General features: G+C 47.0%; 24 protein-coding genes and 2 riboswitches. Of the genes, 5 read left to right on the plus strand and 19 right to left on the minus strand.

From position 1 onward, the window contains the following. Nucleotides 1-157: 157 nt before the first annotated feature. On the plus strand, nt 158-643 hold the full coding sequence (locus tag ACFORK_RS23430) for a CcdC protein domain-containing protein (RefSeq protein ID WP_379203609.1): 486 nt from the start codon (nt 158-160) through the stop codon (nt 641-643). A 117-nt stretch (nt 644-760) separates the two neighbouring features. Here the strand turns inward: ACFORK_RS23430 and ACFORK_RS23435 are convergent, their stop codons facing one another. The 4 genes from ACFORK_RS23435 to ACFORK_RS23450 all read right to left on the minus strand — a co-directional run bounded on the left by ACFORK_RS23435 (nt 761) and on the right by ACFORK_RS23450 (nt 4,376). Then, nucleotides 761-1,525, minus strand: coding sequence for an ABC transporter permease (locus tag ACFORK_RS23435; protein WP_379203611.1), 765 nt, complete (start codon nt 1,523-1,525; stop codon nt 761-763). Between the two features lie 27 nt (nt 1,526-1,552). Continuing rightward, nucleotides 1,553-2,347: an ABC transporter permease gene (locus ACFORK_RS23440; protein ID WP_379203967.1), complete on the minus strand. Its 795-nt coding sequence runs from the start codon at nt 2,345-2,347 to the stop codon at nt 1,553-1,555. A 76-nt stretch (nt 2,348-2,423) separates the two neighbouring features. Further along, the gene (locus ACFORK_RS23445) at nt 2,424-3,467 is read right to left on the minus strand and encodes an ABC transporter ATP-binding protein (RefSeq protein ID WP_379203613.1); all 1,044 of its coding nucleotides are present in this window, start codon (nt 3,465-3,467) and stop codon (nt 2,424-2,426) included. 126 nt (nt 3,468-3,593) lie between these two features. Beyond that, complete coding sequence (locus ACFORK_RS23450) at nt 3,594-4,376, minus strand: GTP cyclohydrolase II (RefSeq protein ID WP_379203615.1); 783 nt, start codon at nt 4,374-4,376, stop codon at nt 3,594-3,596. A gap of 198 nt (nt 4,377-4,574) precedes the next feature. Here ACFORK_RS23450 and catR point away from each other — a divergent pair, with 198 nt between their 5' ends. Continuing rightward, on the plus strand, nt 4,575-4,901 hold the full coding sequence (gene catR / locus ACFORK_RS23455; protein ID WP_379203617.1) for a catDE operon transcriptional regulator CatR: 327 nt from the start codon (nt 4,575-4,577) through the stop codon (nt 4,899-4,901). A 103-nt stretch (nt 4,902-5,004) separates the two neighbouring features. Here catR and ACFORK_RS23460 read toward each other — a convergent pair whose 3' ends face one another. Genes ACFORK_RS23460 through ACFORK_RS23475 form a run of 4 tightly spaced genes read right to left on the minus strand, consistent with a single transcriptional unit; the run spans nt 5,005 to nt 8,554 of the window. Next, complete coding sequence (locus ACFORK_RS23460; protein ID WP_379203619.1) at nt 5,005-5,892, minus strand: ABC transporter permease subunit; 888 nt, start codon at nt 5,890-5,892, stop codon at nt 5,005-5,007. Next, nucleotides 5,892-6,884 carry an ABC transporter ATP-binding protein gene (locus ACFORK_RS23465; protein WP_379203621.1) on the minus strand — a complete coding sequence of 331 codons (993 nt, stop codon included), beginning with the start codon at nt 6,882-6,884 and terminating at the stop codon, nt 5,892-5,894. The genes ACFORK_RS23460 and ACFORK_RS23465 overlap by 1 nt, the downstream gene beginning before the upstream one ends. After that, on the minus strand, nt 6,881-8,002 hold the full coding sequence (locus ACFORK_RS23470; protein WP_379203623.1) for a hypothetical protein: 1,122 nt from the start codon (nt 8,000-8,002) through the stop codon (nt 6,881-6,883). Before ACFORK_RS23470 ends, ACFORK_RS23465 begins: the two co-directional genes overlap by 4 nt. 33 nt (nt 8,003-8,035) lie before the next feature. Beyond that, nucleotides 8,036-8,554: a sigma-70 family RNA polymerase sigma factor gene (locus ACFORK_RS23475; protein WP_379203625.1), complete on the minus strand. Its 519-nt coding sequence runs from the start codon at nt 8,552-8,554 to the stop codon at nt 8,036-8,038. A gap of 253 nt (nt 8,555-8,807) precedes the next feature. Between ACFORK_RS23475 and ACFORK_RS23480 the strand changes: the two genes are divergently transcribed. Further along, complete coding sequence (locus tag ACFORK_RS23480; RefSeq protein ID WP_175370154.1) at nt 8,808-9,020, plus strand: hypothetical protein; 213 nt, start codon at nt 8,808-8,810, stop codon at nt 9,018-9,020. A 139-nt stretch (nt 9,021-9,159) separates the two neighbouring features. Here ACFORK_RS23480 and ACFORK_RS23485 read toward each other — a convergent pair whose 3' ends face one another. The 5 genes from ACFORK_RS23485 to queF all read right to left on the minus strand — a co-directional run bounded on the left by ACFORK_RS23485 (nt 9,160) and on the right by queF (nt 12,021). After that, nucleotides 9,160-9,474 (minus strand): hypothetical protein, encoded by a 315-nt coding sequence (locus ACFORK_RS23485; RefSeq protein ID WP_379203628.1) that lies wholly within the window; start codon nt 9,472-9,474, stop codon nt 9,160-9,162. 158 nt (nt 9,475-9,632) lie between these two features. After that, nucleotides 9,633-10,355 carry a 7-carboxy-7-deazaguanine synthase QueE gene (gene queE, locus ACFORK_RS23490; protein ID WP_379203630.1) on the minus strand — a complete coding sequence of 241 codons (723 nt, stop codon included), beginning with the start codon at nt 10,353-10,355 and terminating at the stop codon, nt 9,633-9,635. Beyond that, nucleotides 10,348-10,830: a 6-pyruvoyl trahydropterin synthase family protein gene (locus ACFORK_RS23495; protein ID WP_379203632.1), complete on the minus strand. Its 483-nt coding sequence runs from the start codon at nt 10,828-10,830 to the stop codon at nt 10,348-10,350. Before ACFORK_RS23495 ends, queE begins: the two co-directional genes overlap by 8 nt. Further along, nucleotides 10,824-11,489, minus strand: a complete 666-nt coding sequence (queC, locus tag ACFORK_RS23500) for a 7-cyano-7-deazaguanine synthase QueC (protein WP_379203634.1) — start codon at nt 11,487-11,489, stop codon at nt 10,824-10,826. Before queC ends, ACFORK_RS23495 begins: the two co-directional genes overlap by 7 nt. A 31-nt stretch (nt 11,490-11,520) precedes the next feature. Further along, entirely contained in the window at nt 11,521-12,021 is a 501-nt protein-coding gene (queF, locus tag ACFORK_RS23505) for a preQ(1) synthase (RefSeq protein WP_379203636.1), read from the minus strand. A 163-nt stretch (nt 12,022-12,184) separates the two neighbouring features. Continuing rightward, nucleotides 12,185-12,228, minus strand: a riboswitch (PreQ1 riboswitch). A 213-nt stretch (nt 12,229-12,441) separates the two neighbouring features. Between queF and ymzB the strand changes: the two genes are divergently transcribed. Then, entirely contained in the window at nt 12,442-12,777 is a 336-nt protein-coding gene (gene ymzB, locus ACFORK_RS23510) for a protein YmzB (protein WP_379203638.1), read from the plus strand. A gap of 116 nt (nt 12,778-12,893) precedes the next feature. On the opposite strand, the gene murB is transcribed toward ymzB, so the two are convergent. Then, nucleotides 12,894-13,805 carry a UDP-N-acetylmuramate dehydrogenase gene (gene murB, locus ACFORK_RS23515; protein ID WP_379203640.1) on the minus strand — a complete coding sequence of 304 codons (912 nt, stop codon included), beginning with the start codon at nt 13,803-13,805 and terminating at the stop codon, nt 12,894-12,896. Nucleotides 13,806-13,924: 119 nt separating this feature from the next. Here murB and ACFORK_RS23520 point away from each other — a divergent pair, with 119 nt between their 5' ends. Beyond that, nucleotides 13,925-14,443, plus strand: a complete 519-nt coding sequence (locus ACFORK_RS23520; RefSeq protein ID WP_379203642.1) for an NAD(P)H-dependent oxidoreductase — start codon at nt 13,925-13,927, stop codon at nt 14,441-14,443. Nucleotides 14,444-14,585: 142 nt separating this feature from the next. Here ACFORK_RS23520 and ACFORK_RS23525 read toward each other — a convergent pair whose 3' ends face one another. The 5 genes from ACFORK_RS23525 to ACFORK_RS23545 form a co-directional block, all read right to left on the minus strand. Beyond that, a complete protein-coding gene (locus ACFORK_RS23525) occupies nt 14,586-15,392 on the minus strand; it encodes an ABC transporter ATP-binding protein (protein WP_379203644.1) in 807 nt (268 codons plus the stop codon). Nucleotides 15,393-15,944: 552 nt separating this feature from the next. After that, nucleotides 15,945-17,762: an APC family permease gene (locus tag ACFORK_RS23530; RefSeq protein ID WP_379203646.1), complete on the minus strand. Its 1,818-nt coding sequence runs from the start codon at nt 17,760-17,762 to the stop codon at nt 15,945-15,947. A 125-nt stretch (nt 17,763-17,887) separates the two neighbouring features. Continuing rightward, nucleotides 17,888-18,045, minus strand: a riboswitch (cyclic di-AMP (ydaO/yuaA leader). 214 nt (nt 18,046-18,259) lie between these two features. Beyond that, nucleotides 18,260-18,706 (minus strand): disulfide oxidoreductase, encoded by a 447-nt coding sequence (locus tag ACFORK_RS23535; RefSeq protein ID WP_379203648.1) that lies wholly within the window; start codon nt 18,704-18,706, stop codon nt 18,260-18,262. A gap of 1 nt (nt 18,707) precedes the next feature. Beyond that, entirely contained in the window at nt 18,708-19,424 is a 717-nt protein-coding gene (locus tag ACFORK_RS23540) for a DsbA family protein (protein WP_379203650.1), read from the minus strand. A gap of 224 nt (nt 19,425-19,648) precedes the next feature. Continuing rightward, the gene (locus ACFORK_RS23545) at nt 19,649-20,965 is read right to left on the minus strand and encodes a hemolysin family protein (RefSeq protein ID WP_379203653.1); all 1,317 of its coding nucleotides are present in this window, start codon (nt 20,963-20,965) and stop codon (nt 19,649-19,651) included. Nucleotides 20,966-21,110 lie beyond the last annotated feature (145 nt).

Consider the following 21,110-nt stretch of genomic DNA (forward strand, 5'->3'; position numbering starts at 1 on the left):
ACCACATTCACAATGCATTCAGTTTGTTTCGCAGCATACTTCGTTGTTTTCGAGTAAATGTGACAAAAGTCATTTGAGTCGATTACTTTTTACACTTATTAATTATTCGGAATTCCTCCATACTAAGCACATACAAAAAACAGACGAGGTGTTCATCATGAATCTATTATCTCTAACAATCTCATTACTCATTATCGTACTTATTTTGCGGGGCGTTATCCAGGGCAGTAAGAAGCCATTGCACGAGTCTGGTCGGAGACTTTTGATTCCGGTTCTCTATATCTCTTCATCTTTGTTTGAATTGTTCGACCCTACGTTGGTGCTTACATCTGGCAGAATTATTAGCTCTATTGCTATAGGTGCGATTCTGTCGATCCCATTAATTCTGGTGACGCAATTTGAGCGTAAATCGGATGGCAAGATGTATTACAAAAGAAACGTATCTCTTTATGTTTTAATTATTGTTATCTTCTCGCTCCGCTTACTTGACTTCTTATTCATTTCTGGGATCGATCCCAAGACACTTGGTTTCCTGAATAATGTATTCACCCTAACCTATATTGCCATTTGGCGAATGGCCAGCTTCATCAAATTTCATAATGCAAAGTCTATCTCTAGCAAAAGGTGGAACAAAGCCGCTTAATCTTAGATTTCTCGTAGCCGGCTGTACCCTGCTTTGATCGACTTTAGTGCAAATTTAAAAAAACAGCTCGGAACCATAAGTTCCGAGCTGTTTCAAATTGGATAACAGGCTGCTATTTTACGAGCCAGCGCCTTTATAACGTCTTACCCCATAATTCCAGGCCATCAGACCAATGCCCAGGAATACCAAACCAACTACAGGCGTCAATAACGCCATGCTCTTCATCTCGTCACGCTGCAGGAAGAGCGCCGCCGGATAAATACCCACAAATGCAAACGGGATAATCCAGGTAAGCAGCACCTGAATCGCCCGGTTATAGATCGTCACCGGATAACGGCCGTACGACTGAATGTTGTACATCAGCGGAAGAATCCCGGTCGGTGCATCCGAGTAGAACGACAGCGAAGTTAAGGCGGTATAGATACCTGTATAGATCGCTACCGCGCTCAGTGTAAAGATGATAAGCACCGGTATTGTCCACCACTCAAACGGAAGGCCAAGATTGGACCCGCTGATGGCCATGATGATAAGGCCGATGAAGGAACCCACGAGCGCTGGCGGGTCGACATTTTCCAGGAAAATCTGAAACAGGTTATGCGCCGGACGCGTCAAAATACGGTCCATCTCACCCTTGACAATATAGCGCTCGCTGAAGCCCCACATGTTCACAAAACAGCTGAACACGCCGAACGGCACCATAAAGAAACCGTAGACGAATACCACTTCGTTCTGATTCCAGCCGCCAAGGCTGTTGGTATGCATGAATATAACAAGAATGAAAATAAAGTTCGTTGCCTGGAACAACAGATCCGATATAACCTCTACCCAAAAGTCGGCACGGTAGGTCAGCCGGGTCTTCATATAATTTTTAAGATACTCCATCACTAATCCAAAGTAATACAAGCTTCCTCAACCTCCCTGCACGAACAGACGCTTCCGCGCCGCATGGTATAGCCAGACAATTGGAATTAGAAGCAGCAGGAACCAAAGAACCTGTACTCCCAGTACATTCCATATTCCAACGCCCTGAACCCGTCCCGTGAATACGGAACCCGGCAGGTACGTGATTGCCTGAAACGGCAATACCTCAAGCACAGAGGACAGCCAGCCTGGGAACAAGCTGATCGGTACGATCAGACCCGAGAACAGATCGACGACAACACGTTTCATCCGCATCATGCCCTCATTATTTTCCACGAAGAAGGCTAGCAGACCGGTGATCACGTTAATCTGCGAGTTAATCAGGAAGCTGAAGAACAGCATAACCAGAAATCCGATCCAGGCAGACGGCTCTGTCGGCAGATTCACCGGGAACAGCAGCATGGCAATGGCCATGCCGGGGATCATGAACAGCATAAAGCGGAACATTCCCTCTCCGAGTCCCTGCATCATTTTGACCAGTACATAGTTATAAGGCCGTATGAATTGGATAGCGATGCTGCCATCCCGAATATCTGTCGAGATTTCCCTATCTAGGTTGTTAAAATAAAACGCACGCGCCATCCAGGAAACTGCAACATAGGTGGTCATCTGGGCAGCTGTAAAGCCACCAAGTGCCTGTCCGTCGCCGTAGATTGCTTTCCAGGTAAAATAATTGACCCCGATATTCAGCGTATAAATCAGGATACCCGAGTAGTAATTCACCCGGTAAGCCAGCATCGTCAGGAAACGGATGCGAATGAAATCCATATAGGCACCGAGCAGCAGCTTACGGCTGTTGCCCCCGGAATCGGGCCTGCGGGTGGAACCACCCGGGGATGAAGCGGCCACACCGAGCATTTTAGACATGAACAGCCTCTTTCCCGGCCTGCGCCCCTTGTGGTTTCTCGGCCGTGCCGGACTGGTAGATGCTGCGCACGATATCGTCCGTATTCGTCTCAATGATCTTGATGTCTGTGATGTCAGCCTGTCCGACCACGCGGCCCAGCACATCAGATACGTTCAGGTCCAGCGGAATCCACGCTTTGGCATTCAGGTCGTTCTCTGCAGACCAGGTCACCGGCATGCCATCCGTCCAATGGTTAAGCTGTCCGAGCTTGGTCGCCGTTCCGAATTGGAACAGCACTTCCCGGCCGGTCCCCCAGCGCTGCTTCAGCTCCTCCAGACCTCCGTCATAAATGATTCGTCCGTCGTCCAGCATAATGACCCGTGAGCACAATGCTTCAATATCCTGCAAGTCATGTGTCGTCAAGAGAATGGTCGTGCCATGCTCACGGTTCATATCCTTGAGGAAGTCGCGAATCTCCGATTTCACAACAATATCCAGTCCAATTGTCGGCTCATCGAGGAACAAGATCGAAGGATTATGCAGCAGCGCCGCCACAAGCTCACAGCGCATCCGTTGTCCCAGACTAAGCTTGCGCACCGGACGATTCAGCAGATCTTGCAGCGCAAGCCGTTCCACCAGCTCGTCCAGTCGCTTCTTGAAATCAGCTTCCGGTACACGGTACACCTTGCGCAGCAGTTGGAACGATTCGATGACGCCGATATCCCACCATAGCTGACTGCGCTGACCGAACACAACGCCGATATTACGTACAAACTTCTCGCGCTCCTCGTAAGGAATAAACCCTCCAACCGAAAGTACGCCGGAGGTCGGCACAAGAATGCCGGTTAGCATCTTGATCGTAGTGGATTTCCCCGCTCCGTTCTCCCCGATATATCCGCAGATTTCCCCTTCAGGAATCGTGAAGGAAATGTCCTTGACCGCAGTTACTTCGGTGTATTCCCTTTTAAATAAATCAGCGAAGGCCCCTTTGAGGCCCTCGCGGTTTTTCTGGACTTTAAATGTCTTTCTTAAGTCCTGCACTTGAATGGCAGCCATAATATACCTCGCTAAGCTAAGAGTTGAATGAACAGATTAATATTATAATGCACAACGTGGAAAAGCACTAGCCAAAATAAGCGGCTTCCAGTTTGTGTCTGGAAGCCGCTTTAGAAAATACTAGTATTAGACGATTCTAATATTGTCGCGCAGCTCACTGTTGGTATCGTCGTTTAGATGACCAGAGCGGGTAACTTTGGTGCGCAGATACTTCTCGTTGAAGGAGGAAACATCGCCCCAGAGCGGTACTCTCTTCACAGCATTCATTCCCGCTGCCTTCAAGGCTTCGAGCTTTCTCGGATTGTTGGTAATCAGAGTGACAGGTTTGTGGCGCAGATGCTGCAGCACGCTGATGGCATCGGAGTAGTTCCGGGAATCATCCGCAAAGCCAAGCTCCAGATTAGCCTCTACCGTATCATATCCTTCTTCCTGTAAAATATAAGCCATCGCCTTGCTGAACAGGCCAATACCTCTACCTTCATGGTTGGCGAGATAGAACAAAGCGCCTGAGCCATGCTCTACAATCATTTTCATAGATTGATGCAGCTGGAAGCCGCAATCACAGCGCTTGCTGCCGAAGATATCCCCGGTATGGCAGATACTGTGCATACGGATTAGCGCATCCTCAGAACCTTCAAAGTCGCCGTAGACCAGTACGCTCGACTGTTGACCTTCGGCAAGATTCAGAGAAGATAAACGTTTAATCAATGCTTCTGTAGCTTCCGGACTGTCTTCTTGAATTAGTTCTTCATCGGTTACTTTCATCCAGTTATACCATTTAAAAGTTACCGTCTCCCCGTCCAGGTTAACTGGCAACGTAATCGGGCCTACCAATATATTGGTGGACTCATCCATCGTAATCTTCTTGATCTTATTTTGCAGAATAGAAATGATATCAGGTTTAATCATGAGTACACCTTCCTTAAGTTCATCTATAGATTATGTTCGTTAAGCAAAATATTGCTGCAATTAGGCTGCACTAAACAAGTAACTATTTGTAAGTTAGTTTACCATTGTAATATAACTTCGTCAAGTTATAATATATATTTTAATATTTATAATTACTTTATGTAAGTTTATGATATAATGAATGCAGAGGTGATGCCAATGAATGATTTCGACATGTGTCCGCGCTTCGAGAAAGCCGTTGATCTTTTGAGCAAACGGTGGGTGGCCCTGATTGCTTTCGTACTCATCCCAGGCCCTCGTCGTTTTGGCGAAATTGAGAACTGTCTTTCGAACCTCAGCGGTAAAGTCTTGTCCGACCGTCTGAAGGAAATGGAGAATGAGGGAATTATCGAACGCAAGGTCTATCCGGAAATGCCGGTACGAATCGAATATTCGCTTACGGACAAAGGTCAAGCGCTAGCCCCAATTCTTGGGGAAATCAGCAACTGGTCTTCCGACTGGATCGAGCTTGGTGTAAAGATTTGATTCCCCGCGGCAAGCAAAAGCGCCCTTTATGACTTCCCATCATACGGAAGCCATAAAGGGCTGCTATTGTTATTGGAGGGATTACTGCGTCCATTGCGCTCACTCACAGATCTTTGCGCTGAAATATCCACAGGCCTACTATTAAGGCCACAATGGTATATCCAGCCGCATACATAACAAAAGTACCCGAAGGAACATTGGCAAAATTGTTGATTCCGAAGGCAGCAGTTTGCAGAGAAACTACGCTCCCCAGCTCTTTTAAATTGAATAGCTCGGATAACATCTTACGCTGCATGCCGTCTACCGGCATTAGTAGTGAAATGATTCCGGTCATATTTTTCAGTCTATCCATAATCTCAGGCTCCAGACCAACAGAGAACGCCAGCTTTTCAATCATTCCCCCCAGCCAGCCTGCTCCATATAGCATGGTCATGAATACACCATTCCCCAGCGCGGAGAACCAACCCGAACCCAGCATGGATACCGTCACCAGTATAGGAACCGCAGATGCAAACAATAGAAACGACAGGATCCATGCCACAGGTTCCATTGGTATTGCGGCATGGAATTTCGTGATCAACATTATGGCAACATATAAGAGCAAGGCATAACCCAGACCCAGTGTAACAAAACCCATCCAGCGACCCAGATACCATTTCCAGCGCGGGAGTGGCCGGGGCAATAAGGCTTGCAGCACCCCTTGCTCCGCTTCTCCGGCTATAGCTGAGAACGAACTGAAAATCGCCAAGAATGCCAACACGAACGAACCGAAGAAAAATCCTAGCGTCAGTATTATAGTACCGTTGGTAAACTTGGCGATCAGTAGTTCCGTATTACCTACTACCCATCTCTCTGGAGATATTCCGTGTTTACCCAGACTGGCTGCCACAAACCAAAAGGCTAGTAGAAAGACAACGGTCATCAACATTGTTAATACCATAACCCGCTTGCGAATCATTTCTTTCCAGGTCATTCCCATGATGATACCCATTATCGCTCACCTCGATGGTTAAGCCCTGATAGAGCGTTCACGAACCATTCTTCCAGACGTTCTTTTTTGCGTGAAACTTCATATAGTGTCATTCCCTGCTGGGTAATCAGCGAATTCAGCCAGCCCACCTGCTCTTCACTATCCAGCTCGGCTTCCAGCCAGACCACACTGTTCTCCTCTGCTTGCACTGGAGCAAAGCTATTTTGGCCTCGCTTCACTTCATCGGGGATGGCTGTTCTGATCTCAAATCCGGTCGTCTCATTCAACCAGGACAGCAAAAAAGGCGAATAGCCGCCAACTTTAAAAAGCCAGCTCATTCGCTTGTAAAGTACTTCGGATACACTCCCATGCCGCAGGATAACGCCATTATTCAGCAGCGCCATCTGGTCACACAGCAGCTCAACGTCCTCCAGAAGATGAGAATTAAGGAATAACGTCTTCCCTTGGCTTTTCAGCCTCTTCAGAATGCTGCGCACTTCACTCCGTCCAATCGGGTCCATAGCTGAAGAGGGCTCGTCCAAAAAGACGATTTCGGGATCACTCACCAGAGCACAGGCCAGTCCCAGCCGCTGCTGCATCCCCTTGGAATAGTGCTTGACCTTGTCACGGCTACGGATGCCGATCCCAACTTCATCCAGAACCTCGCGAACTCTCCTCTCAATGGAAGTGGACTCCACTCGGCTGAGCCGGGCATGCAGCCTGACCACCTCGTAGCCTGTCAGCCACTCCTGGTAACGGTACAATTCCGGCAAATAGCCGATCAGTGACTTGGCTTCCAGTGTACCGATTCTGTGTCCCATCAGAGAAGCGGTGCCGCTCGTTGGCTTAATCAGTCCCACAAGCATTTTGACAAACGTGCTTTTGCCCGCCCCGTTAGGGCCGAGGAAGCCAAAGGCTTCCCCTTTCCCTACAGTAATGGTGACATTTTGGCAGCCACGGCCGTTATCATACATCTTGCCAAGTCCTCTAGTTTCGATCGCAGCAACACTCATGATTGAATCAGCTCCTGCAGCTTCGCTATCATTGTCTCTTTACTACTAAACATGTTGCCTCCATTGAAGTTGAACAGCTGTCCATCTTTCACCCAAATAGCGTTGTAATAATTAGTGTCCTTACCCATAATGTATTTTTCCAGCATAACCTTAACACCAGCGACTTCAATCTGTTCGTTATTGTTGCCCACAACAACCGGCATCGGAATTTCACCTGACAGAACCCCGGTTTGTTCAAGGCTGCGCTTCAGGTTATCCGGAAGTAACGGAAAGTTGATTACAGCTTCCAGTGCTTCCTCTACTTCAATAGAAGGATCTACCGTCAAGATCGGCGTCTTCATTTGCTGTAAGCTTGCCCAGTCCGTTTTCTTCTCTCCTAATTGGTAGTTTACACTTTCAGGGATATGCAGCGTGATCGGCTTGCCATTCACTGATTCCGGCAGCAGCTTTACAGCTCCTAGACGCTTCATAACTTCATTTACCTTGTCGATATTCAAATCAAGTAAAAGATCTTGCGAAGGTGAAACGAATAGTGTTTTTTGAATGTTGTTCTGGAGTGCTGCACTTAAAGGAGAATAGCCTAAATTGTCCTGTACTTGTTCCGGAGACATTTCACCGTAGAAGGTACCTGGAGTACTTGTGAATGTTCCAAAACTATTTACAGCTTCATGAAAGTTGTCCGTGTCAGAAAGCTTGTAGAACATATCCCGCAGTTCGTTCTCGTTGACCGTTGTTACCGTCTCCATGCGGAACTGGTTCAGGATCGCAGCCATAGCCGTGTTGCCAATTGGAGTGGCAAGTATTACGGCAAGAGCAACCACACCAGCTGCGACTGTCACCCATTTGCTACGACGGGTCATTGTCCGGCGAGGTGCTGGCACTTTGTTCTCAATCGAGACATCCGAATCCGCGCTTATCCCGTCTTGCAGCGTCTCTTCTGTTGTTACTCCGGGAAAAACGCTTATCGCAGCAGCTCCCTCATCTATCGCCTGAGTCAACTCCCATTCACTCCAGCGGGGGTTCATCGGCTCCCCGGCAAGGGTGGCTTGCAATCTGGCCCATGCCTCGTCCGTTGCTTGTTTCTCTCTATCGTCGTTATTCAGGGGAAGTTTCGTCATCGGTTTCACCCTCCTTTAATCTGAATGAATTCACTAATCGATTTGTGGCTGAGATTTGGCTGCCGTTTTCCTCAATCTTGTCGTAGCCCGGTTAAGCAGCGTACCTACCACAGGAGCTTTTACCCCTAGCTCACCAGCGATTTCTGCATAACTGTAGCCTGAGTATTTGAGGAGCAGGACCTGTCGGTCACGCTCCGGCAATTCATCCAACCATTCCCGTACATCCTCCTGGTCCAGCTTACGGAGCATTGCGTCTTCACCAGTCAGGGGACCAGCTTCACTGCCTAAGAATAGTTCCTGCTTATCCTGCAGCCGTCGTTCTCTGGCCTTCTTGGTCATATAGTCATATCCGATCCGGGTAAGTACCCTATGGAGCCATGCGCCCAGGGCTGCAGGATCATCTGGCGGACTACGATACAACCTCAGGAACACATCCTGTGCCAAATCGTCCGCAGCACCCTCATCTCTGACCAGCGCAACCAACTTACGCCTTACAATGGGATAGTGTTCATAGAATATATTTTGAAATATTTCTGATTCCGGAATATTCATTGTTTATACCTCCTTATCCGCTGCAGCTATAAGTAAGACGGCTAACAGCCTTTTTTTGTATCAGAAGGATTAGAAAAAAATCATTTTTATCTTAACACATGCAAAAAGACAGCCCTTTAAAAGAGCTGTCTTTTACTTTTTCCAGTCTAATGCTGGAATAAGCTAGAAATCTTCACAATTTGCTATTGAATTATCTAGTAAAATATAGTAATTTTAAGTAGGCAACTAAACCAAATCGAGAGGCGGAATTAAAATGGAAAAAATGTGTATGGAAATGATGATGAGTATGTGTATGGAAGACATGATGGCTAAGATGAACACCATGAAGATGTGCATGGAAAAGATGTCTGAAATGAACATGATGGACATGGATATGGACATGATGATGAAGAAAATGCAAGACTGCGATGAAATGATGACAATGTGCATGACCATGATGCGTGAAGGAATGCAAATGTCTAAGTAATTCCATTGTCTGATTTATTTTTCTTAATCAAGTGAATCCCCAAAATTCACTTTACAAGAAGACCATCTAGTCTTGGCAGAGCAGACAACTGCATGCCATTTTTTTATGTTCACCTATTTCTTGCGTATCTCTTCCCCTACTATCTAATACCGATATATTTACTCTGAATCACCTTCGCTAGTCTGATCCGTTCCAGCTTAAGCTCCCAGATCTTCTCTTTCAGCGAATTCTGATCCTCTGTAGGCTCATTCTCACGCAGCTTGTTGAACAACTCCACCAATACTGCATTAACATCGTCAAATTGTTCCCACAATTCCCGGACACTTTCTTCTCTTTGACTCTGAGCGGATGCTGCCGGAAGGTTCTTCAAAGTCTCGATGATGTCAGCCTGCCACTGTCCATCGTTAATTGCTTTGGCGTAATTTAAAAGATCCAGATAATCATCGACTGACATGTGTACCGACTCCTTACTCTCTGTATACCAAGTATTATACTCGGTATTAAGGAAATTGCAATGCTTTATTCATAAAAAATTGTAAAATCTTCTTTTCTACTATAAAAAAGCCCGGCCCCTCCACACGGAGGAAACCGGACCTGACTTTAGTGAACCTATTACTTGCCTTGTTTATTATGCCAGATTAAGGCATGTAATTGGGGTAGTACCCGCACTCGATTCAACGCAGGGTCGGCGATTACCTTGTTGAACAGCCATTCCAGGCGCTTTAGAAGCCTTCCCGAGATGTCACCAGCCTCCGTAACGTCTTCATTGCCCGGTTGTAAGAAGAGCTGTACATCCTCATACCTTCGGTGAACGGATTTGGCATATTCCAAATCTTCCTCTCCAAAGACCACGACCTTCAGGTTATGTGTCGCGCGTTCATGATTCCTCATGTTTCCCAAAATGCGGTCCAGCACATCCCAATCCGTCTTCATTCCCGAGCTTGGCGGCTTCGGACTGATGGTTAAGACATCCACATCGTAGAACCAATCCTGCCACCGGCTCCCTTGCGTTTCGATTGCTACCTGGATGCCTTTTCTATGAAGAAGGTCGATGAAATGCTTCATCCCCTCACCAATTAGTGCCGGGTTGCCTCCAGAAATTGTGACACTATCAAAATTGCCGTCAGCCAGGACCATCAACTCTTCTACAATCGTTTCCGGTTCCAGCATGCGGAGCTTGTCTTTAGCAGACCCATCCCAGGTAAAAGCCGAGTCGCACCAGCTGCAGCGGTAATCACAGCCGTATGTGCGTACGAACATCGTTTTCACCCCGATGACCGCACCTTCGCCCTGAATGGTCGGACCAAAGATCTCGATGACCGGTAGCTTACTCACAGTCACACCCCCCATAGCGGCGGTAGGACGGCCCTTCTAGCGGAATATCTTCCGCCAATACTTCGGCCCATGACGTTGGCGTCTCCCAGAGCTTCACAGAATATAGCGGCAGCCCGGCTTTCTTCAACTCATAGGCCGCATAGGCTGACAAATTCTCGGCTGTCGTGCGGAATGAGAGATGTGCGACTTTGGAGCCAGAGCTGTACAGTGACTCAAGAACAGGTTCATTGCCTGTGGCGAGAAAAGCATGATCCAGACGATCAATCAGCACCTCCCGCACCCTTGCCTTGATCTCGCTAAAGTCAATAACGAAGCCTTCGTCAGAATGCCCCTCCTGCACTGAGGGAATGCCTTTCAGAACGACCTCCAGCTTGTAGGTATGGCCGTGAAGATTGCTGCACTTCCCCTTGTGGCCGACAAGCTGGTGGGCAGCGTCAAAAGTGAAGATTTTACATACAGAAACCTCGTTCAGCATGAGTCACCCTTCTTTCGCTCCCCTTCATACTGCGTCAGCCCACGACTGCGCAGCAAGCACGCGGGACAAGTCCCGCAGCCGCTTCCAATGATCCCGTTGTAACAGGTCAGCGTGCGCTCACGGATATAATCAAAGTGGCCCAGTTCGTCGGCCATTTTCCAGGTTTCTTTTTTATCCAGCCACATCAGCGGTGTATGAATTACGAATTCGTAGTCCATAGACAGATTTAGCGTCACATTCAGCGATTTCACGAACATATCACGGCAATCCGGATATCCGCTGAAATCAGTCTGGCAGACGCCTGTCACGATATGGTGGTACCCAAGCTGCTTAGCAAGAATTGCCGCAAAAGATAAGAATAACAGATTGCGTCCATCCACAAAGGTGCTGGGAAGCTCATTCTCCACTCCATCTTCAATAGCGATATCCTCCCGTGTCAATGCGTTGGGTGCCAGCTGATTTAACAGTCCTAAATCGAGAATATGTTGCTTCACTTTAAAATCGGCGGCGATTTGCTGTGCCACTTCAATTTCAGCGGCATGCCGCTGATTATAATTGAACGTGACTACCTGGACTTCATCATAGTGTTGAAGCGCCCAGATCAGACAAGTCGTGCTATCCTGGCCGCCGCTGAAGACAACCAATGCTTTGTTATTCATTTTCGAAATCTCCTTTTTTTACAAAATAGGGTTAGCGGTTATCCACTTTCTCCGGGTAGAGGTCATGATTCAGCAGGCGGTGCTCCGCCATAGCTTCATACTTCGTTCCCGGACGTCCCCAGTTGCAATAAGGATCAATCGAAATGCCTCCACGTGGGGTGAATTTTCCCCAGACTTCAATGTAACGTGGGTCCATCAGGCTGATGAGATCGTTCATGATGATATTGACGCAATCCTCATGGAAATCCCCATGATTGCGGAAACTGAACAAATACAGCTTCAGCGATTTGGATTCCACCATTTTTTGCTCCGGGATGTACGAAATGTACAGTGTCGCAAAATCCGGCTGGCCCGTAACTGGGCACAGACTGGTGAATTCCGGGCAATTGAACTTGACAAAGTAATCGCGTCCAGGGTGCTTGTTATCGAACGACTCCAGCACTTCTGGCGCATAGCCAAATTGGTATTGTGTTCCCTGATTGCCCAGCAGTGTAACTTCCTTCATTTCATCTTTCAATCTTCCTTCGGACATGACAAAAAATCCCTCTCTTTTCCTTCGGCCAACGCCGGAATTGGAAAGAAGAACGAGATTTCGAAAACCTGGCTCTACTAAGAATAAACGAGTGCCGACCAATGGACAGAGCAATCCCGTTTATACGCGGAACATCATTCGCTATAGCATCTGACGTCCCTTAAGGGTCTTAGTTTTTTATAGAGGGAGTTTGCGAACCTCTCCTGCGCACATGGCACAGACTTCTTCTTTAACAGATATACTGCGTCTTGAACTATACCATGGGGTATGCTGGATGACAAGTATAAAAAATATAATGATTAAATGGATTGATCATTAATGTGATAAACTATTTTGCCAGCGAAAAAATGACGGATTCATTCTTGGCGAACAGGGTAACTTATAGCCTATAGATCATCTTGTAAAGGATGGGATTAGGTTATGGAACAGCAGGTACAGCAGTTCTCGGATTGGCTGAATACACAGGTGAACAAGACAATTGTCATTGAGAAGCAGGAGCTTTCCGATACGGACACCATTCATTTCAAGCTGGAAGCCGTCGATTTTCGTGATGCGGATGATGTCATTGATGATTATCTGGACAGTGCACTGATTCTCAGGGGCTCGGGAAGCACCTTGAACAGAGATGGCGAATTGGTGCGCTTGCCCCAGGCCAACTTTGAAATTGCAGTCAGTGGGCTGCAGCTGAATCGCTCGGACGCGGAGATCGCAGAGGTGAAGACAGACCGTGCCCATTACACCCTGTCTAAAGAATGACACCTCGGGCTATATAACACCCTCATGTATTTTGTAACAAGAAAACAGCGCTTAATTCGATTAGGACGACAAAGAGGCTACGGATACTTGCCCGCAGCCTCTTATTCCATATTTCACTACTCTTCGCCGATAATCTCCACTTCGGTTTCCAGCTCTACACCAAATTTATCCTTCACGATTTCTCTGACATGCTGGATCAGACCGATATAGTTGCTGGCCGTGGCGTGATCAACATTTACGATAAAACCAGCGTGCTTACGGGACACCTCGGCACCTCCAATGCGAGTTCCCTGAAGCCCGCTTTCCTGGATCAACTGCCCGGCAAACCGTCCTGGAGGACGCTTGAAGACACTGCCACATGATGGATATTCCAGCGGCTGTTTCGATTCCCTAAGGAACGTCAGTTCATCCATAACCGACTTGATGGCTGTAGCTTCCCCCGGCTGAAGAGCAAACCGTGCCTCCAGAACAACGTATTCGCCGCTTGAGAAGATGCTCTTCCGGTATCCCCACTGCATTTGGTCACCCTGAAGCGTAATCAGTTCACCGGCCTTGTTCAAGACAACAGCGCTGTGTAGTACATCTTTGACCTCACCACCGTAGGCTCCTGCGTTCATATAAAGAGCGCCTCCTACTGTGCCAGGGATACCGCAAGCAAACTCTAGACCCGCCAATCCCTGATCCAACGCATAGCGCGATACATCAATAATTTTGGCACCGCATTCTGCATACAACAGTCCGTCACGCACTTCCATGCCTGTCAGGTCCGAGGTCTGCAGCACAATGCCGCGTATTCCCCCGTCGCGAATAATGACATTGGAGCCATTGCCAAGTACCGTGAGCGGAATATGCTGCTCATTCGCATATGTAACAATTTTCTGAATTTCCTCATAAGTAGCGGGAGCTGCCAGTATATCTGCTCTTCCCCCCATTTTGGTAAAGACCCGGTCCTTTAATTCTTCATTACTTTTAACGACGCCTGCTGTGACCAGCGCTTGCAGATCGTCCTGAACTTTACTGATATTCATATTGCATACCCCTTTGATGGAATAGAAATAAACCCGCTTGACGGGACATAAACATGTAACTATAATGATTACAGGTCAACCATTAAAAATTAATTTCATTATGGAAAGGAAGTTAACTCATGTCAACTTTAGTTATCGTAGCACACCCCAACCTTGAACAGTCCAAGATCAATAAATACTGGCAGGAATACCTCAAAGCGAATACAGATGTTACAGTGCACAATCTTTATGAAACGTACCCTTCGGAGACTATTGATGTGGAGCGTGAGCAGAAGCTGGTAGAACAGTATGACCGCATTGTGCTTCAATATCCCTTCTATTGGTACAGCACACCGCCGCTTTTAAAAAAATGGTTTGATTCCGTACTTACCTACGGCTGGGCTTATGGCGAGAACGGCAATAAGCTGCATGGCAAGGAATTGCAGATTGCATTGTCTACCGGCGGCAACAAGGAAGCTTATTCACCAACCGGGTATAACAAATTCAGTATTGAAGAGCTGCTTAGACCTATTGAAGCTACTTCCAATCTCATTGGCACGAAACTACAGCCTTACTTCGTTCTCGGTGGCGCAATGACCATTACAGATGAAGAAATTCAGGCTTCTGCAATCGAATATGCCAAACTAATCACTACTTAAGATATAAGGGTAGATGATCAGGCAACCACAACTTTAACAACGAACAGGCTCCCTTGTCAATGACGGGAGCCTGTTCTTCTATACATATATTCATATTATGGATGATTTTATGGCAATATGACCTTTTTCCGCCTCAAGGCTGCTATAATCCAACAGCTTTGTAGGCTGCAAGCTCATACGGAAGGCACAACGGCACGCCCGTGCGCGGATCAGGTACGATATCGGCCTCGATTCCGAATACTTCACGCAAGACCGGTGGGGTCATTACGTCAACGGGTGCTCCTTCGCTAATCACTGTACCGGACTTGATCGCCACCATATGCTGAGCGTAGCGGGAAGCATGGTTCAAATCGTGAACCACCATGATGATGGTACGGCCCTTCTCTTCATTCAGCTTTTGCAGCAATTGCAGCACTTCCAATTGATGCGCCATATCAAGGAACGTTGTCGGTTCATCCAGGAACAGGATATCTGTCTCTTGAGCCAATGCCATGGCAATCCAAGCCCGCTGACGTTGTCCCCCGGAGAGACGATCAATCGGGCGGTCATGGAAGTCCGCCATACCGGTCTCAGTGATCGCATTAGAGATAATCGCACGATCTTCCGGTGTCAATGTACCAAAGCCCTTCTGATGCGGATAACGTCCGTAGCTGACCAATTCCGCTACGGTAAGTCCGTCTGGTGCTGTTGGATTCTGTGGCAAAATCGCCAGCTGACGAGCTACTTCTTTGGTGGAGAGATTATGAATGGATTTGCCGTCCAGCATTACACTGCCGCTCTTCGGCTTCATGATCCGTGCCATCGTCTTTAGAATCGTCGACTTCCCGGAGCCGTTAGCCCCAACCAGCGCTGTTATTTTCCCTGTTGGAAGTGTCAAGTTCAATCCCTTGACGATAGTGGCTTCCGAGTACCCGATACTTAGCTGTTCTGTATTCAAACGTTCTGACATGATCTTCACTCCCTGTAGTTTTTCGGGGGATGCCCGTTATTATTGGATTTGCATAGTATATTAAGCTCTTGACTTGACTAATAAGTATAAATAATAAGGTGCGCCGATTACAGCCACTATATATTGGTATAATCTATAGAATTCGAATCCTGAGATGAAGCCGTTCAACGACTTGTCTCGTTAATGAGTAATAACAAGAATCATTCTCATTATCGCAAATATATGAAATATGTACAATATCCTAATGACGAAAAACTTCAGCAGATCCATCCAGATCAGCATCAGAGCTGCTAAACTCGCCATCGCCAGCTTTGTACTGCCAGCTTTATTTCTTTTTAATGCAAATATTCAAGATCCCCCTTGTATGCACTTCCCTCATATTCTAGAGTCATTCCCTCTTATCTTAACTCTTTTAAATGATATTGATTCTCATTATCCATGTCAACATAAATATTAAAAATTCTGCACGGTTAGCGCTCTTTGACACAAACAATACAAAATAAAAAAGAAGCCGCATCGCGACTTCTCTTATAGAGTACAACTACTTCCGAGCTATTTGTTCAAATGATAAGGTACTGTGGCGACCACAACATCCTTTTGGTTCATTAAGTAGGAACGAATCAGAAAACTGGTCTGATTGTGCAACAGAGCCTGCCACCAATGCTTCGTAATGAACTGCGGAATCAAGATCGTGATATGATCCGTTGAAGCGGTCTTCCACTCCACGGTATCGATGAACTTAAGCAGCGGGCGGATAATGCTACGGTACCTGGAGCGCAGGACGATCAACCGCACACCCGGATTCCATTCTTCCCACTTCTGCTCCATCCGGTGAATCTCCTCTTCATCAAAGCCGACGTACACAGCAACCACATTATCCGTTAACGACTTGGCGTAGCTGAGCGAATGCAGAACGGCACGAGTAACGCCAGCTACCGGCACAACCACGGTGCTTCCTTTAATAACTGGTTTATCTTTGTCGAGACAGATACGCAGCTGATCCGCTGTATTCATGTAGTGACCATGTATGCGGTAGAACACGAACATTACAATTGGCAGGAAGATAAAGGCCATCCACACACTGGAGAATTTGGTGATGATAAAAATAAGCGTAATCGTCAATGTCGTCAGCATGCCGATGGTATTGACAGCAAATTTACTTTTCCAGCCTGTCGGCTTCAATTTATACCAGCGAACCATCATGCCGAGCTGCGACAGTGTAAACGGAATGAACACACCGACAGCATACAGCGGGATCAATCCTTCTGTATTCCCGTGAAATGCCGCTACCAAGAGTGCAGACATCACACCGAGGAAAATAATCCCATTCGAGAAACCGAGCCGGTCACCACGGACCATGAACGCATGCGGCATGTATTTGTCTTTAGCGAACATGCAGGCAAGCAGCGGGAACGCTGAGTAAGCGGTATTCGCTGCCAGGAACAATATAACAGCGGTAATCCCTTGAATGAAGAAATACAGCACACCGCGTCCAAAGGTGGATTCCGTGATCTGGGATACAACAGTAGCTTTCTCGTCAGGCACAATGCCATACCAGTAAGCCAGGACGGTTATGCCCGTGAACATGATCCCCAGAATGATGCCCATGGCCATCAGGGTTTTTGCCGCATTTTTCTCAGCAGGCGCTTTAAAGTTCGGAATCGCGTTAGATACTGCCTCGACCCCCGTCAATGCTGAACAGCCGGAGCTAAACGCCTTCAGGAGCAAGAACAAGCTGACATTGGATACCGCCGTCCCGATCTCGGGAACATGAGCATGAGCACCGCCCGTAGCATATTTTATAACCCCTGAAATAATTAAGACGAAAATGGAAATAACAAACAGGTATACCGGAACAGCGATAAAGGATGCGGATTCGGTTACACCGCGTAGATTAAGTATCGTTAGAATGATAATTACGGTAACTGCAATAAGAACGGTATGACCATGCAAGCTTGGAAAAGCCGATGTAATCGCATCTGTACCTGCTGAAGCACTTACTGCAACCGTTAGAATGTAATCCACTAACAAAGAGCCGCCAGCCAAAAGCCCGGTCGGAACGCCTAGATTGTTCTTAGCTACGATATAAGCACCGCCGCCTTGTGGATAAGCAAAGATCGTCTGCCGGTAAGATAAAATCAGAATCGCCAGCAGGCCCAATACGGCAAGTGCAATTGGCAGTGAGTACCAGATCGCGGTGAACCCTGCAGCGACCAGTACAATCAGAATTTGTTCCGTTCCGTAGGCCACAGACGAGAGCGCATCTGAAGACAGAACAGCCAGTGCTTTCACCTTGGATAACTTTTCATGATCGAGTTCGTTGGATTTCATCGGACGTCCGATCAAAAGTCGTTTTACTTTGCTTACCATTGTAGAAACAGTTCCTCTCTTTGTGAGTTGAATCGGTCATACCGTGCGCCGTTTTCACGGGTGGATTTCATAAATGCAGGCACAAAAACAAGCATACGGAAATGATCCGCATGCCTGGGGCATGGTCATTATCCCACCTTTGCTTACGAGGTTAGCTGGCGGATTCGGGCTGTGGTAGCCCTACGGTTCGGCCGTATAGGCCCGTTCCGATTCACCCCTTTGGCAACGCTCTGCCAAGATTGGTTCCCCCGTTTTTCCTAGGAAAATTCAGCGCATATTCAACTTCTCACAAGGTCTAATATTAGTCTACAAAGTGCATCCAGTAAAGCGGTGAAAAAAATGAAAAAAGAATGAAAAAACATTCAAAACCCGCAAATTTTATATCGGGAACTGTCCGCTCTTTCATTCTCTTCTATTATCCCTTCAGCCCGTGTTTTTATAACATTTTTACGTTATTTGTGACGAAACAGCAGGGAATATTTATTGGTTGTACTTGCTTATGCTTCTTCTGTTTCCTGCTCCAGCGGCTTGCGGCCGAACCAGAGCAAAATCGTGATCAAAGTAAAGGCGATAAGCGCCATAAACGGAATGGTGATAAAACCAAAATAATTCAAATAATCTTTGTTACAAGGTACTCCCACTGTGCAGGGAATAATCTTACTTAGAGCAGGAATCTTCTGTTCTGCATAGTGATACAGTGAAATGCTTCCCCCAATAATGCTCAGCGGCAACACATAAGGAATAATGCGCTTGTCTCCCCGGTACGTAGCGATCCCTAGCAGAAATAACTGAGGATACATAAAGATGCGCTGGAACCAGCAGAGCTTACAGGGCTCATACTTTAGAACCTCGCTTAAATAAAGGCTGCCTGCCACGGCCACCACTGACACAAACCAGGCCAGGTAAAGAGCGTTACGGCGGCAAAATAGGGAGAATTTATTCATTTCACTTGGCCTCCGCCGCTTTGGCTGCAGTATTTACTTCCGCCGAAATGGCGTCAAAGTTAAACGGTTCTGCGGACTTCACGCCATTAATGAAGATGGTTGGCGTATTATTAACCCCTGCGTCGGAAGCTGTCTTGATGTCTCTTTGCAACTCGTCATAATACGTACGTTCCTTAATATCCTTACGTAGCAGCTCCAAATCAATGTTCAGCTTTTCCTTCTCAGCTAAGCCTACCAGATAATCCTCAGTAGCCCACTTGGCATTCTCATCTCCTTGATTTGCATATACAGCATCAAAGAACTTCCAGAACTCATCGGCATTCTGATGATAAATGGACAGAGCGGCGAGTGAAGCTGTTTCGGAATCAGGACCGATAAAGGCCATATTCACAAAATAAAAAGAGGCTTTTCCTGGCTCAACCAGTTCCTTCACGATTTGCGGTTTGATTAACCCCGTGAATTGGGCACAAGCGGGACATTTGAAGTCTCCAAACTCTACAATTTTGACCGGCGCATCCTCTTTACCCAGTCTAGGCAGCTCACTGTAATTGAAGCTCGTTGGTTCTGCCGCTGTAGTGGTGGAGGAAGAATCCTTCGCTGCCATCATAAATAGGACTACAAAAATAATGACTACAAAGGCAATCGTACCAATAACAAACATTCTGTTCGTCTGTTTCTGTTTTTCTTGTTCGTCGCGGTTTCTCTTCTGATTGCTCATCTGAGAAGCCGCTGGACTCTTCTTCTTAGGTTTGCTCAAGGATCGTTCCTTTCTGTCCTTTGTGGACGGGCGTAGTATAATATTTTAAAATTATATAATTAAAGAACTCTCTTTGGCAATCGATAGTATTGGTTTGTGGCAGGTAGCGTGTCAACGTAACAAAAAAAGGCACAGCGCCATTAAATGACGCTATGCCTTGTTCTATTTATCTATGGGGTGCCGAACTAAGCTCCGGCTTCTTCAGCGAGAATCTCTACCTTGAGCAGCTTGATTCGGGAGATCCGCTTATGGTCCATTTCCTCAACACTAATCAAATGATTATCAAATGTTATGGACTGACCCTTCTGCGGCGGATTCACTTCCAGCTTGGAGTACAGCCAGCCACCTAGGGTGTCATAATCATCGGTCTCCATGTGAAGGCCCAGAAGGTCATTGATCTCCTCGATCAGCATCAAGCCATCGATGGAGTATTCATCCTCCCCCAGCTTCTCCACGCCGGGGCGCTCCTCATCGAATTCATCCTGAATTTCCCCTACGATCTCTTCCATAATGTCTTCCAGGGTAACCATCCCAGAGGTGCCGCCATATTCATCAATGAGGATGGCAATCTGGGTCTTGGCCCGCTGCATCACCTTGAGCAATGCACTGATCTGAATCGATTCTGGTACGGTAAGGATTGGGCGAATCAATTCATGATACTGGGGAACACGTTCCCTGATCAGGTCCTTGATGTGAATGAAGCCTAGAATATGGTCCTTGTCGCCATCACAGACGGGGTAGCGAGTTCGCATACCTTCAAAAGCAATATTAATGTTCTCTTCCACGGATAGATGATTGTTCAGACAAATCATTTCTGTACGCGGAATCATGATCTCTCTAGCCATCGTGTCGGCAAATTCAAAGATATTGTCAACCAGCGTCATTTCAGTGTTGTCGATCAGTCCGCTTTTATTGCTTTCCTGCATCAGAATCCGAATCTCTTCCTCCGTATGGGCTGTTCCAAGCTCAGATGGAGGCGTCAGGCGGAACAGGCGTAGCAAACCAAGTGCGAGATTGTTGACAACCCAGATGAATGGAAACATCAGCTTGTAAAAAACATTCATCGGTCTCGCGGTTAGCAGAAGTACAGCTTCAGCCTTGTTGACAGCAATCGTCTTCGGTGCAAGCTCGCCAAGCACAATATGCAGCACAGTAATTAGCATGAAGGCAATAATCAGAGAAATGACATAAACAGCTGTTGTGCCAAAGCCTATACTGACCAGTAGCGGACCAACCAGTGTCGCAATAGCCGGTTCACCGAGCCAGCCCAGCGCGAGTGATGCCAGGGTAATTCCAAGCTGACAAGCCGACAGATAGGCATCCAGGTTGTGAACAATCGGTTTTGCAGACAGCGCTCGTTTGCTGCCCTCTTCAATAAGCGAATCAATGCGCCCGCTGCGCACTTTCACCATTGCATACTCCACGGAAACAAAAAATCCGTTCAGCAGCACCAATACAATCATTAAACCTACATTTAATATACCGGGTAAAGGATCACTCAAATTTTGCTCCTATCCACCGTTCTCACACGGGCGGATAGGCCCACCTCCTTCGTTTTCTCAAAATGTCAGCATGTAAATCGTCAGTATTCACCATCAATTCCCCAATGCTTTCAGCTCCTGTCTATAGTCACGAATATAAATATAT

This window comes from Paenibacillus sp. GCM10012306, assembly GCF_042649265.1.
In the GTDB taxonomy this organism is placed as follows: domain Bacteria; phylum Bacillota; class Bacilli; order Paenibacillales; family Paenibacillaceae; genus Paenibacillus_AQ.

Excerpts from the sequence above, each read along its gene's own strand:
- ACFORK_RS23540 (WP_379203650.1), bottom strand. The coding sequence starts at position 19,424 with ATGAGCAATCAGAAGAGAAACCGCGACGAACAAGAAAAACAGAAACAG.
- ACFORK_RS23445 (WP_379203613.1), bottom strand. The coding sequence starts at position 3,467 with ATGGCTGCCATTCAAGTGCAGGACTTAAGAAAGACATTTAAAGTCCAG.
- ACFORK_RS23475 (WP_379203625.1), bottom strand. The coding sequence starts at position 8,554 with ATGAATATTCCGGAATCAGAAATATTTCAAAATATATTCTATGAACAC.
- queC (WP_379203634.1), bottom strand. The coding sequence starts at position 11,489 with ATGAATAACAAAGCATTGGTTGTCTTCAGCGGCGGCCAGGATAGCACG.
- ACFORK_RS23525 (WP_379203644.1), bottom strand. The coding sequence starts at position 15,392 with ATGTCAGAACGTTTGAATACAGAACAGCTAAGTATCGGGTACTCGGAA.
- catR (WP_379203617.1), top strand. The coding sequence starts at position 4,575 with ATGAATGATTTCGACATGTGTCCGCGCTTCGAGAAAGCCGTTGATCTT.
- ACFORK_RS23495 (WP_379203632.1), bottom strand. The coding sequence starts at position 10,830 with ATGCTGAACGAGGTTTCTGTATGTAAAATCTTCACTTTTGACGCTGCC.
- ACFORK_RS23450 (WP_379203615.1), bottom strand. The coding sequence starts at position 4,376 with ATGATTAAACCTGATATCATTTCTATTCTGCAAAATAAGATCAAGAAG.
- ACFORK_RS23460 (WP_379203619.1), bottom strand. The coding sequence starts at position 5,892 with ATGGGTATCATCATGGGAATGACCTGGAAAGAAATGATTCGCAAGCGG.
- ACFORK_RS23485 (WP_379203628.1), bottom strand. The coding sequence starts at position 9,474 with ATGTCAGTCGATGATTATCTGGATCTTTTAAATTACGCCAAAGCAATT.
- ACFORK_RS23465 (WP_379203621.1), bottom strand. The coding sequence starts at position 6,884 with ATGAGTGTTGCTGCGATCGAAACTAGAGGACTTGGCAAGATGTATGAT.
- ACFORK_RS23435 (WP_379203611.1), bottom strand. The coding sequence starts at position 1,525 with ATGGAGTATCTTAAAAATTATATGAAGACCCGGCTGACCTACCGTGCC.
- ACFORK_RS23470 (WP_379203623.1), bottom strand. The coding sequence starts at position 8,002 with ATGACGAAACTTCCCCTGAATAACGACGATAGAGAGAAACAAGCAACG.
- ACFORK_RS23430 (WP_379203609.1), top strand. The coding sequence starts at position 158 with ATGAATCTATTATCTCTAACAATCTCATTACTCATTATCGTACTTATT.
- ACFORK_RS23480 (WP_175370154.1), top strand. The coding sequence starts at position 8,808 with ATGGAAAAAATGTGTATGGAAATGATGATGAGTATGTGTATGGAAGAC.
- ymzB (WP_379203638.1), top strand. The coding sequence starts at position 12,442 with ATGGAACAGCAGGTACAGCAGTTCTCGGATTGGCTGAATACACAGGTG.
- ACFORK_RS23535 (WP_379203648.1), bottom strand. The coding sequence starts at position 18,706 with ATGAATAAATTCTCCCTATTTTGCCGCCGTAACGCTCTTTACCTGGCC.
- murB (WP_379203640.1), bottom strand. The coding sequence starts at position 13,805 with ATGAATATCAGTAAAGTTCAGGACGATCTGCAAGCGCTGGTCACAGCA.
- ACFORK_RS23520 (WP_379203642.1), top strand. The coding sequence starts at position 13,925 with ATGTCAACTTTAGTTATCGTAGCACACCCCAACCTTGAACAGTCCAAG.
- ACFORK_RS23530 (WP_379203646.1), bottom strand. The coding sequence starts at position 17,762 with ATGGTAAGCAAAGTAAAACGACTTTTGATCGGACGTCCGATGAAATCC.
- queF (WP_379203636.1), bottom strand. The coding sequence starts at position 12,021 with ATGTCCGAAGGAAGATTGAAAGATGAAATGAAGGAAGTTACACTGCTG.